The 10,432-nt window shown below is 37.9% G+C and carries 10 protein-coding genes and 1 tRNA gene; 3 read left to right on the top strand and 8 right to left on the bottom strand.

Annotated features, from left to right (window positions below; genetic code table 11):
* The first annotated feature begins 193 nt into the window (after positions 1 to 193).
* Positions 194 to 276: transfer RNA gene (locus ACEN3Z_RS07185), tRNA-Leu, on the top strand.
* A gap of 64 nt (positions 277 to 340) precedes the next feature.
* Here ACEN3Z_RS07185 and ACEN3Z_RS07180 read toward each other — a convergent pair.
* Positions 341 to 2,521: a Tex family protein gene (locus tag ACEN3Z_RS07180; protein ID WP_407090309.1), complete on the bottom strand. Its 2,181-nt coding sequence runs from the start codon at positions 2,519 to 2,521 to the stop codon at positions 341 to 343.
* A gap of 10 nt (positions 2,522 to 2,531) precedes the next feature.
* Positions 2,532 to 3,236 carry a metallophosphoesterase family protein gene (locus tag ACEN3Z_RS07175; protein WP_407090308.1) on the bottom strand — a complete coding sequence of 235 codons (705 nt, stop codon included), beginning with the start codon at positions 3,234 to 3,236 and terminating at the stop codon, positions 2,532 to 2,534.
* Between the two features lie 218 nt (positions 3,237 to 3,454).
* Here ACEN3Z_RS07175 and ACEN3Z_RS07170 point away from each other — a divergent pair, with 218 nt between their 5' ends.
* Entirely contained in the window at positions 3,455 to 4,918 is a 1,464-nt protein-coding gene (locus ACEN3Z_RS07170; RefSeq protein WP_138404564.1) for an NCS2 family permease, read from the top strand.
* 142 nt (positions 4,919 to 5,060) lie between these two features.
* Here ACEN3Z_RS07170 and ACEN3Z_RS07165 read toward each other — a convergent pair whose 3' ends face one another.
* Together ACEN3Z_RS07165 and ACEN3Z_RS07160 are read right to left on the bottom strand one after the other, a co-directional pair.
* Positions 5,061 to 5,201, bottom strand: a complete 141-nt coding sequence (locus ACEN3Z_RS07165; protein ID WP_407090307.1) for a hypothetical protein — start codon at positions 5,199 to 5,201, stop codon at positions 5,061 to 5,063.
* Positions 5,202 to 5,203: 2 nt separating this feature from the next.
* A complete protein-coding gene (locus ACEN3Z_RS07160; RefSeq protein ID WP_407090306.1) occupies positions 5,204 to 5,551 on the bottom strand; it encodes a hypothetical protein in 348 nt (115 codons plus the stop codon).
* Between the two features lie 257 nt (positions 5,552 to 5,808).
* Here ACEN3Z_RS07160 and ACEN3Z_RS07155 point away from each other — a divergent pair, with 257 nt between their 5' ends.
* Positions 5,809 to 6,207 carry a hypothetical protein gene (locus ACEN3Z_RS07155; protein ID WP_407090305.1) on the top strand — a complete coding sequence of 133 codons (399 nt, stop codon included), beginning with the start codon at positions 5,809 to 5,811 and terminating at the stop codon, positions 6,205 to 6,207.
* A gap of 111 nt (positions 6,208 to 6,318) precedes the next feature.
* Here the strand turns inward: ACEN3Z_RS07155 and ACEN3Z_RS07150 are convergent, their stop codons facing one another.
* From ACEN3Z_RS07150 to ACEN3Z_RS07135, 4 genes are read right to left on the bottom strand one after another with little or no spacing between them, the layout of a single operon-like run.
* Positions 6,319 to 7,599 (bottom strand): ABC transporter substrate-binding protein, encoded by a 1,281-nt coding sequence (locus ACEN3Z_RS07150; protein ID WP_138404567.1) that lies wholly within the window; start codon positions 7,597 to 7,599, stop codon positions 6,319 to 6,321.
* Positions 7,600 to 7,628: 29 nt separating this feature from the next.
* Positions 7,629 to 8,450: a carbohydrate ABC transporter permease gene (locus ACEN3Z_RS07145; protein ID WP_138404568.1), complete on the bottom strand. Its 822-nt coding sequence runs from the start codon at positions 8,448 to 8,450 to the stop codon at positions 7,629 to 7,631.
* Complete coding sequence (locus ACEN3Z_RS07140; protein WP_138404569.1) at positions 8,447 to 9,349, bottom strand: carbohydrate ABC transporter permease; 903 nt, start codon at positions 9,347 to 9,349, stop codon at positions 8,447 to 8,449. The genes ACEN3Z_RS07145 and ACEN3Z_RS07140 overlap by 4 nt, the downstream gene beginning before the upstream one ends.
* On the bottom strand, positions 9,342 to 10,382 hold the full coding sequence (locus ACEN3Z_RS07135; protein ID WP_407090303.1) for an ABC transporter ATP-binding protein: 1,041 nt from the start codon (positions 10,380 to 10,382) through the stop codon (positions 9,342 to 9,344). The genes ACEN3Z_RS07140 and ACEN3Z_RS07135 overlap by 8 nt, the downstream gene beginning before the upstream one ends.
* Between the last annotated feature and the right edge of the window lie 50 nt (positions 10,383 to 10,432).

Raw genomic sequence — 10,432 nt, 5'->3', positions numbered from 1 at the left:
AAGCGACATTTCCCCCATGGGGGAAACCCTATACCTAAAAGTCTAATGGGGTATGTCTTTTGAATAACAATAGTGTTGCATTTGATTTGACAACAGAGGAGATTTATATACTCTATTCTCTTCACTATGAAACATTGATTCCAAACTTCGTTTGTGCTATTATAAATCTTGTCCTTTAATTTAAGTAAAACACGCGATCGTGGCGGAATGGCAGACGCGCTAGCTTGAGGGGCTAGTGTCCTTAAGGATGTGTGGGTTCAAATCCCATCGATCGCATCATAAACTCAGTATATAAAAGAAACACGGTGACTTCGTTAGAAGCAACCGTGTTTTTTTGTCTTTACTCTTTATTAAAAATTCTCTTTAACCCAATGCGGCTTTTTTGACGATCTAAAGAAATGACTTCGACTTCAATAATATCTCCAACAGAAACGGCATCAGAGGGATGTTTGATGAATTTTTTAGAGAGTTTTGAGATATGTACTAAACCATCTTGTTTCACTCCAATATCAACAAAGGCTCCAAAGTCGACCACGTTGCGCACGACTCCTTGCAGTTGCATCCCCTCATCCAAATCTTCCATTGATAAGACGTCCGCACGAAGGACTGGCGCATCTTGCCCGTCACGTACATCTGCCGTAGGATGCATTAACCCATCTAGAATATCTGAGATAGATTCTTCACCTAAGTCGTATTGGGTTGCTAAGTCACTGGCTTTGAGTGATTTTAGTGTTTCAATCGCCTCTTCAGAACCAATATCATTTACGTTAACATTTGCCTGATTTAAAATATCTAAAGCCACTTTATAACTCTCCGGGTGAATACTCGTTTGGTCTAATGGATTTTCCCCGCCTAAGATACGCATGAAACCTACGGCTTGTTCATAAGTTTTAGGACCTAAACGTTTGACATCTTTAATTTGTTCACGACTTGAGAAGTGACCTATTTCGTCACGAAGTGCAATCACATTCTTAGCTGTGGCTGCAGTCAAGCCTGAAACGTGCTCCAATAATTGGATACTAGCAGTATTCAAATCGACTCCAACCTGGTTAACGGTAATGTTGACCACAAAGTCTAATTGTTGCGTTAAATCTTTTTGACTCACATCATGTTGGTATTGACCTACCCCCATAGATTTAGGATCAATTTTAATTAATTCAGCAATCGGATCTTGTAAACGACGAGCAATTGAAACCGCACTACGTTCTTCAACTTGGAAGTCTGGGAACTCTTTACGGGCAATGGCACTCGCACTGTATACCGAAGCACCCGCTTCATTAATCACGATAAATTGTGTGTCCAAGTTATGTTCTTTAATTAGATTTGAAACAAATTGTTCAGACTCACGACTAGCTGTCCCATTACCGATCGCAATGATATCCACATCGTGTTTACGGATAAATTCTAATAACTCGCCTTTAGCTGCTTGACGTTTAGGGCCTGCTGCAGGTTTATGTGGATAAATAACACCTTTATCCAATACTCGACCTGTTTCATTGATGATAGCTAATTTACACCCCGTACGGTATGCGGGGTCAAAGCCCATGACAACACGTCCTTTTAAAGGTGGTTGTAGTAAGAGGTTACGTAAGTTCTCACCGAAGACTTTAATCGCTTGTTGACTGGCCTCTTCCGTTGCTTCACTCCGCATCTCACGTTCAATGGCTGGTCCAATGAAGCGTTTATAAGCGTCTTCAACAGCCAATTGAACTAACTCTTTCTTGTCTTCATTTAACTCTTTAGGAATGAATCGATTCGACATATATTTAATAACTGGTTCAGTATCAACTTGAATTTTCACTGTGATGACGCCTTCTTTTTCTGCACGATTAATTGCAAGCGTACGGTGAGACATCAATGCCGTTAACGATTCGCTAAATTCATAATATTGTTGATACACTTTATTCTCATCTTTGTCTTCATCTTTAAGTGTAGTTGCGATTTTAGCATTATAGCGCGTGTATTTACGAATAAATTCACGGAACTGTGCGTTATCAGACACTTCTTGAGCTAAGATTTCATGTGCACCTGCTAACGCATCTTGTGCGGTTGGCACTTCATCGTTGATATATTTTTCTGCTTCTGCTTCTGGAATTGCATCCGTTGCTTCAACTGATAATAACCACTCGGCTAATGGTTCTAGGCCATTTTCCTTCGCTGTCATCGCTTTTGTACGGCGACTTTGTTTGAACGGACGGTAAATATCTTCGACTTGTTGTAAGGTTGAAGATTTCATAACATTTCGTTCAATCTCATCGGTTAATTTTTCTTGCTCAGCAATTAAGCGAACGACTTCTTCTTTTCGCTCGCCCAATTGTTTCGCATAAGTATATTTTTGTTCGATATCGTGAATTTGAACTTCATCCAGTGATCCAGTTACTTCTTTACGGTAACGCGCAATAAATGGAATCGTATTCCCTTCACTTAATAAATTCAGTACCGCTTGGATTTGCTTGGAACTAATTTTTGTTTCTTGATTAATTTGTTTAATTAAATCTGCTGTATCAATAACTGTTGCCATTAAAAATCTCCTATCTTAATACTACGACATCCTTCACTTCTTCTCGATCAATGCGTAAAGCAATTAAGCTTCCGCCATAAACATTCCCACCATCGATACCCCATTTGCCATCACGTTGCCAAGGTTCGACGGATTCATGCAATGTTTGAACAGGTGTATGGCCGAAGATGATGTTGCGACCGGTCGTATTTTTTTCATAATGAAACCCTTCTCGAATCCATAAGAAATCATGCAAAGAAGTGTAACGCCAATCTGATTTAATAAAGTCTACTCCTGCATGGACAATAATATGATTACCAAAAGTTGTGTAATAAACTAAACTTTCCAGCCATTCTATCAGCCACGGTTCTTTCTCAAGGAGTTTCTCCACTACTTCCTCCGGTGCTTGTGCTTCAACGTCTTCGATTTGGATTTGTAGTAATTGGGAAATTGTTGTTGCACCACCATTTTTCTTATAAAGTTTCCATTCTTTTCGTGGTTCAAGTAAATAATTTAAGAAAAGTTGTTCATGATTGCCTCGTAAAAGGATCGCATTATGCTCTTTTTGTAAAGTTCTTACGGTCTTTAACACAGAGTCCGAATTGGGTCCGCGATCAATATAATCGCCGACTAATATTAGTTGCTCTTCATCCCGGCGCCAATGAGATAACATGACCTCTAACGAATGATACATGCCATGGATATCGCCGATTACAAAAGCTTTTTCTTTTGTCATACTAAGTCACCTTCTTCCTACATATAATAGATTATATCATAATTGCCAACGAGTATATAATGAGCTACATATGTTGTGAATATTATTTTAGATGGGTTTTTATCAAAAACACGAACGTTCATCTCTGAATATATACGAATCGTTTGTTTCGGTCTAGGCATTTCAGAAGTCCGTTGTTATACTTACTAGCGTAATAAACATCTTTTAGGAGGAAGAAAATGAACGCTTTAAATCGTTTTTTTAAGTTGGAGGAACACAACACAACTGTTTCGACCGAAATTGTTGCGGGAATTACAACTTTCTTAGCAATGTCTTACATTATATTTGTAAACCCTAGTATCTTAGCATTATCTGGCATGCCTTCTCAGGCAGTGTTTCTAGCGACATTATTTGCATCAGCTATCTCGACATTATTTATTGGATTATTTGCAAATGTCCCTTATGCACTTGCACCTGGTATGGGTCTGAATGCATTCTTTACATATACAGTTGTCTTTGCTTTAGGTTTTACTTGGCAAGAAGCTTTATCCATGGTATTCATCTGTGGGATAATTAACGTATTAATCACAGTAACTAAAGTTCGTAAGATGTTAATCCTTGCGATCCCAGAATTTTTACAACACGCAATTTCAGCCGGTATCGGAGTATTTATTGGTTACCTTGGTATTAAAAATGCTGGTTTGTTACAGTTCACTTCAGATGCATCAAATATCGTCTCTGTGAATGGTCAAGCGGGCGGGACTGAAATTAACGGTGTCGTTGAATCAGTTGTCACAAGTGGTGGAATTTTACCTGAGTTAGTTGACTTAACTCAACCAACGGTTCTTGTTGTTATTATTGGATTATTCATTACAATTGCTTTAATGATTTTAAATGTTCAAGGTGCAATTTTAATTGGTATTATTGCGACAACTTTATTAGCGATGGTATTTGGCTTAGTTGATCTATCAACGATTGATTTCTCTGAAAATACTTTAGCGGATGCCTTTGTTGAATTGAAAGATACTTTCTTAGTCATCTTTTCATCAGCCGGCTTACCTTCCCTATTCTCTGATCTGTCAAAATTACCAGTCGTTATTATGACAATCTTTGCATTCAGTTTAGCGGATGTCTTCGATACAATTGGTACATTCATTGGAACAGGTCGTCGTACAGGAATCTTTACAGATAAAGATATTCAAGAATTAGAAGATTCAACAGGAATTACTTCAAAAATGGACCGCGCATTATTCGCCGATTCAATTGGTACTGTCTTTGGTGCGATGTTTGGTACTTCTAATACAACGACTTTCGTTGAGTCAGCTGCAGGTATCGGAGCTGGAGGTCGCACAGGATTAACTTCAGTTTCAACCGCTATTTGTTTTATCTTAGCAGCATTTTTAGCACCAGTTATAAGTATTGTTCCGACAGCAGCAACGGCACCAGCTTTAATTATTGTTGGTATCTTAATGGTTTCAAGTTTTGCTGATATTGAATGGTCTGATTTCTCGGTCGCTGTTCCAGCATTCTTCACTTCTGTCTTCATGGGACTGGCATATTCAATTTCTAATGGGATTGCAGCAGGTTTCATTACATACGGACTTGTTAAGATTGTTAAAGGCGAAGCGAAAGAGGTTCACCCTATCTTATGGATTTCAATGGGTCTATTCATCCTAAACTTCATCGTTATGGCGTCATTCTAATTGAATTACCCTTCTATATACTTTACCCCTGTAGAGCATTTAACCGTGCTTTACAGGGGTATTTTAGTTTAAAAATATAATCTTGACACACAAAAAACTCCGGACACAGACTTTCTCTGTTCCGGAGTTTAATATGATTACTTTACGTAGTTTTAGAGTTTGTAATTGCGACTAACCATGACGCACCACCAACAACTCCTAAGATTGCCATTACGATCCAAGCCGTATTGCAACCACCACTTACATCCACAATCCCTGCAACTGCTGATGAAACAATCGCCATGCCTAATTGTTGAGCTGATTGACCATAACCATAGGCATTAGAATACTCTTTTGTTGGGAAGATTGAATTTGAGAAATACTGTAACTTACAAGTCCGATAATAGACGATATAATACCCATTAAATAAGTCTTATTAAAATGTGAACCTGATAAATTTTTTGAAACGATAGATGAAACAAAAATCCCAATTCCTAGAACAATCACATTATTAATTGCTAAGGCACTGTTACTGATTCCCAATTCTATTGCAACTGATGTTTGGAATATATTGGTTAGAATCGCAATGACAATCCAGCAGCTGTAGAACATTTTCTCGTTTTTTAATTCATCATACGATTTTTTTACAATCATAGCAGAAAACCCCTAATTCAGAACACTTTTTTCACATTTTTTATAAAAAAGCCATCATTATGGCTTTTATGTAATTTATTTGCTATCAAGTTACATCAGTGTTTATTTATAAATTGGTGATATAAGTCTGATATCTATCGGCGCATTATAGATAAAGGTAGCTGTCTGGGACACCTATAATATGCTTAATTTGAAGAATACCGTTAATTTAAATTAGCTGTAACTAATAAGGATTCCTTTTGTAACTTAAGACAAATGTGAGTGCCGTTTGGCTTGAGCTAGGTCAACTAAAGACAAATGGCGTTACTGTTTGGCTTGAGTTAGGTCAACTAAAGACAAATGGACTTGCCGTTTGGCTTGAGCTAGGTCAACTAAAGACAAATGGCGTTACCGTTTGGCTTGAGTTACCTCAACTAAAGACGAATGGACTTACCGTTTGGCTTGAGTTAGCCCATCTAAAGACGAATGGCGTTACCGTTTGGCTTGAGTTAGGTCAACTAAAGACAAATGGACTTGCCGTTTGGCTTGAGCTAGGTCAACTAAAGACAAATGGCGTTACCGTTTGGCTTGAGTTACCTCAACTAAAGACGAATGGACTTATCGTTTGGCTTGAGTTAGCCCATCTAAAGACGAATGGAGTTATCATTTGTCGCTAGTTTAATCTGAATCGCACAAATATTTAAGATTCACAATCCTAAAAGCAAAAAACACCCACTAAAATTTCAGTGAGTGTATTTGTTATCTATTCTATTGTTGCGGATAGTAGATTACTCTACTCCAAGATGTCCTTTAACTAAGTCTTCGATTCCTTGCATTTCAGCTTGAACGTCAGCGTCGTTAATCATAATATTTTCTAAAGCTAATTCGATTTCACTGAATACTTCTGAAGATCCTACATAAGGAACTTGTGATTGACCGTAGTCTAACTCTGCTGATGCTGCTTCTACAAGTGGGTTTTCAGCTAAGTAGTCTTGCCATAAGTCAGAATCTAATCCTGCTTGAGTGATTGGTAAGTAACCAGTTCCAATTGCCCATTTAGCTGTATTTTCACCTTCTAATAAGTAAGCTAAGAATGCAGCTGCACCAGCGCGTTCTTCTTCTGAAGCTGATTCAAATAAGCCTAAATCATTACCAGCGAATAAAGTTAAGTTTTCACCATCGTTGAATACTGGAATTTCAGCTGTAGTCATGTTAATTCCATTTTCTTCAATTCCTGGTAATACGTGTGCTAAACCAGCTGAAGATCCGATGTATAATGCACTTGCACCTTGTGAGAATGGACCTGACATGAATCCGTCTTCTCCAGCTTGACGTGCATGTCCATTAGTAATTAAATCTTTAATGAATTGTACAGGTTCAGTGGCAGTTTCTGAAGCAATTTCAACTTCTGTTAAATCATCAGAAATCCAAGTTGCACCATTTTGACGAGCCATTGTTTCAACTTCCATTGAGATAGAGTTTTCTAATCCCATTGCTTCTTCTTCTAAACCAGCTTCGTCAAGAGCTTCACCTAAAGCTTGAACTTCAGCCCAAGTTGTTGGAATTTCAGCTTCAACTTCGTCTAATAAATCTTGGTTAACAAACATTAAACGAACTGATTTTGAGAATGGCATTGCATAGATTCCATCATCATAAGTAACACCAGTCATGAACCCTTCAAAGATTCCGTCTTTTAACTCGTCCGTCCAACCATTTTCTTCTGTTAAGTAAGCGTCTAATGGCGTTAATAAACCTTGATCACGGTAATCAGGTGTATTTGAGTTTGTTAATTGAGACATTGTTGGTAAGTCACCAGACACACCAGATGCCATAATACTTTGTTGTAAAGTACTGTAGTCACCTTGGTTTTGTTCAACAACAACATATTGGTCTTGTGAACCGTTGAATCCTTCAACTAATTCAGTGATCATGTCTTGGTGAGGACCGTTCATTGCGTGCCAGAAAGTAATTTCTACTGGCTCTTCTTGTGCTTGGGCAGTGAATGGTGCAAATGCACTTACTGATACTGATGCCGCTAAAGCAGCAACTGATAATTTAAATTTCTTCATTAAATAATTCCCTCCTGAGGATATATTGACTAACCTTTTAGTCCAGAGTTTGAGATACCTTGAATAATGTAACGTTGCAACAATAGATAGATGATAACCATAGGAACAATAACAATCGTTGAGGCAGCCATTAATAACTCAAATTTCGTACCCGCTTCTGTTGTAAATGCTTGAAGTCCGACAGGTAATGTACGTAGACTAGTATCATTTGTAACAATCAGTGGCCACATGAATGAGTTCCAGCTTCCGATAACCTTCAATATCATCACCGCGACAATCGATGATTGAGATAGTGGTACCATCATTTCCCAAAGGAAACGCCAGTCACTACTTCCATCCACTTTAGCAGAATAATATAAAGCATCTGGGATCGATTCAAACGACTGCTTTAGAGTAAAGATCGAGAATACACTCGCTAACCATGGAATGATTAATGCCCAATAAGTATTAATTAAATCCCAATTTGCCAAAGTAACAAAGTTCGGGATGGTCATCAATTCACCTGGGACCATCATCGTAGCTAACAATATTATAAATATTAAATCTTTACCCCAAAATTTAAGTTTAGCAAAGGCAAAAGCTGCCAATATGCTAGTAAATAATTCACCCGCAGTGGAAGCCACCGTGACAATCACACTGTTTACGAAATAACGAGCGAACGGCGCTGCTTCGAGCGCTTCTTCATAGTTTGAAAACAACCAATTGCTTGGTAAAAGAGTCGGTGGAATCGCAATCGCTTCTCCAGCTGACTTCAAACTGGTTGACACCATCCAGAAGAATGGTAACACCATCAAGATACCACCTAGAAAAAGTACTAAATAAATTGAAAATAATTGTAAGAATTTTTTCATGCTTGCCCACCTCGCTTCTCAAAATACCGATTACCAAGGTATTGAATGATTGTTATCACAAGTACAATTAAGAATAAGACAATTCCAGATGCCGCAGCGACACCATAGTCGAATTGTTCGTAGAATTTTCTAAATAGATAGTAAACAACGGTCGTTGCTGAGCCTGCCGGTCCAGGTCGTCCATTGAATAAAGCAAAGACTTCATCAAACACTTTAAATGAATTAATCGTTCCAACGACTGACAATAAGAACAATGTCGGTCTTAAGAGTGGAATAGTAATGTTTGTAAATCTTGCCCAAACTCCTGCCCCATCAACTTTAGCGGCGCGATAATAATTATCACTAATATTATTTAATCCAACTAATAGAAGCAGGATGTTAAAACCTAACCCCTTCCAAATCGCCATGATAATGACGGCTATCATCGCGTTATCAGGATCTCCTAGCCAGTTGATGGCATCAACACCAAAGAGTCCTAAGATATAGTTAATTAAGCCATATCTAGAGTGGTAAAGCCAACTCCAAACTACTGAAATCGCAACCGTACTCGTTACAAAAGGTAAGAAGTAAACAGAACGGAAGAAGCCTTGGAATTTAGGAATTGAATTCAGTAATACAGCTACAAACAAAGATATAGTAATCGATGCAGGTACTACACCAATAACATAAATTGCTGTGTTCTTTAAAGCTTTGAAGAACTCAGGGTCAGTGAGTAACTCTTGATAATTATCCATCCCACGAGCATTAATCTCACCCGAAAAGATATTAAAGTCTGTATAAAAACTCATATCAATCGATTTAAAGATTGGATAAATCGTAAAAATACCAATAAAAATAATGGCTGGTGCTAAATAAAGTAAAGAGACTAAAGTACTTTTTACTGTTGCCTTCTTATTCATCTTTATCCCTGCTTTCCAGGCGATTCCCTTCTATGTCGAAGTATAAAGTGTTTGCTTCATCGGCATTAAAGTAAATTGTATCGCCAACATTTAAGCCTTCAGTATCGACATCAGAAACAATGAATTTCTCACTGTCATTATTTAAATGAACTGTGATGTCTTTACCTACACGTTCGATACGTTCAACTGTTGCACTTAATAAGTGTGATTCCTCATTAGCTACAACTAGATGTTCTGGACGAACTCCAAAGTGGAACCAGTCTTTATTATAGAATGAGTGTTTTTTATTGATAGAACGCGATTCTTTTGTAAAAATATTAATAATTGGCGACCCAATAAATTTCGCAATAAATAAGTTTTTAGGGTCTTCATATAAAGTAACAGGATCTGTCATTTGTTGAATTTCCCCATCGTCTAGGACCATAACGTGGTCTGCGATACTTAAAGCTTCTTCTTGGTCATGGGTTACAAACACGGTTGTAACACCCGTTTCTTTTTGAATACGTCGAATTTCTTCACGCATTTCAATACGCAAACGCGCATCCAAGTTACTTAATGGCTCATCCATTAATAGAATTGACGGTGATTTCGCTAAGGCACGACTAATCGCTACCCTTTGTTGTTGACCACCGGATAATTGACGTGGGTATTTATCTAGTTGATCGCCGATCTTAGTTAACTCCGCCATTTCAGTGGCGATGCGACGGCGTTCCTTTTTACTCACTTTAGCCATTTTTAAAGGGAACATAATATTCTCTAAGACGGTTAAATGTGGATAAAGCGCATAGTTTTGGAATACTAAACCCACACCCCGTTTAACTGGGTCTAAATTCGTTACTTCTTTATCATCAAAGAAGATTTTTCCTTCCGTTGCATCTAACAAACCAGATATGAGATACAATGTTGTTGATTTCCCACTACCACTTGGGCCTAAAAATGAAATTAATTCGCTACTAGGTAGAGTGAAATTAATACGGTCTAATACTGTCTTATCTCCAAATTTCAGTGTCACGTCTTCAAATCTTACTTGCATACTTACACCTCATCCTTCTCAAGTTATTTCAGTATACCAAGCTACTGTTA

Source organism: Ruoffia sp. FAM 26254 (assembly GCF_045528545.1).
Classification (GTDB): Bacteria; Bacillota; Bacilli; order Lactobacillales; family Aerococcaceae; genus Ruoffia; species Ruoffia halotolerans.
This window is presented reverse-complemented; position numbering and strand designations above follow the sequence as displayed.

Bases quoted from the DNA above. Each gene is read 5' to 3' on its own strand.
- ACEN3Z_RS07180 (WP_407090309.1), bottom strand. From the start codon at position 2,521: ATGGCAACAGTTATTGATACAGCAGATTTAATTAAACAAATTAATCAA.
- ACEN3Z_RS07175 (WP_407090308.1), bottom strand. From the start codon at position 3,236: ATGACAAAAGAAAAAGCTTTTGTAATCGGCGATATCCATGGCATGTAT.
- ACEN3Z_RS07170 (WP_138404564.1), top strand. From the start codon at position 3,455: ATGAACGCTTTAAATCGTTTTTTTAAGTTGGAGGAACACAACACAACT.
- ACEN3Z_RS07165 (WP_407090307.1), bottom strand. From the start codon at position 5,201: ATGGCGATTGTTTCATCAGCAGTTGCAGGGATTGTGGATGTAAGTGGT.
- ACEN3Z_RS07160 (WP_407090306.1), bottom strand. From the start codon at position 5,551: ATGATTGTAAAAAAATCGTATGATGAATTAAAAAACGAGAAAATGTTC.
- ACEN3Z_RS07150 (WP_138404567.1), bottom strand. From the start codon at position 7,599: ATGAAGAAATTTAAATTATCAGTTGCTGCTTTAGCGGCATCAGTATCA.
- ACEN3Z_RS07145 (WP_138404568.1), bottom strand. From the start codon at position 8,450: ATGAAAAAATTCTTACAATTATTTTCAATTTATTTAGTACTTTTTCTA.
- ACEN3Z_RS07140 (WP_138404569.1), bottom strand. From the start codon at position 9,349: ATGAATAAGAAGGCAACAGTAAAAAGTACTTTAGTCTCTTTACTTTAT.
- ACEN3Z_RS07135 (WP_407090303.1), bottom strand. From the start codon at position 10,382: ATGCAAGTAAGATTTGAAGACGTGACACTGAAATTTGGAGATAAGACA.